The sequence below is a fragment of the Rhodopseudomonas sp. BR0G17 genome, assembly GCF_010907025.1.
GTDB lineage: Bacteria > Pseudomonadota > Alphaproteobacteria > Rhizobiales > Xanthobacteraceae > Rhodopseudomonas > Rhodopseudomonas palustris_H.
Genome location: NZ_QUML01000206.1, coordinates 1 through 403, shown reverse-complemented (window position 1 = coordinate 403; position 403 = coordinate 1). Strand labels below are relative to the sequence as shown.

Annotated in this window: 1 pseudogene; it reads left to right on the top strand. The window is 56.3% G+C overall.

The features are described 5' to 3' along the window. A pseudogene (locus tag DY467_RS25890) lies at nucleotides 1-403 on the top strand (surface polysaccharide polymerase); the annotation flags it as partial.

Genomic DNA, 403 nt, shown 5'->3' with positions numbered 1-403 from the left:
CTGTTCGAGTGGGCGTTTCTCGACGCCTATCTGAAATACTTTGATGTAATGGGGTACTATATTGCGCGTGGTAGCCTCGATGCCAGTTCCGCAACCGGCGAGCCTGGGCTTTTCGTGAGCGGTTTACGCTTCGAGGGGCGAACGCTGCTGCCGATCCTCGGTGAACACAGAGTGTCGTCGATCTTCCTCGAACCGGTGTCTGTCGGGAATTTCGGAGCGATCGCCTTTGCATGGACGCTGCTCCGTGATCGCGGAAAGCCGGCTGTATTGATTGCCAAGACGCTGGGTATCGCCGTCATTCTTGTCCTCGGCGACGCGCGCTTTGGGGTCTATTTATGTGGCGTCGTTCTCTTGACATATATCGTTGCGCCGTTGGTAAGGCCCACGATGGTGTTCTCGCTTC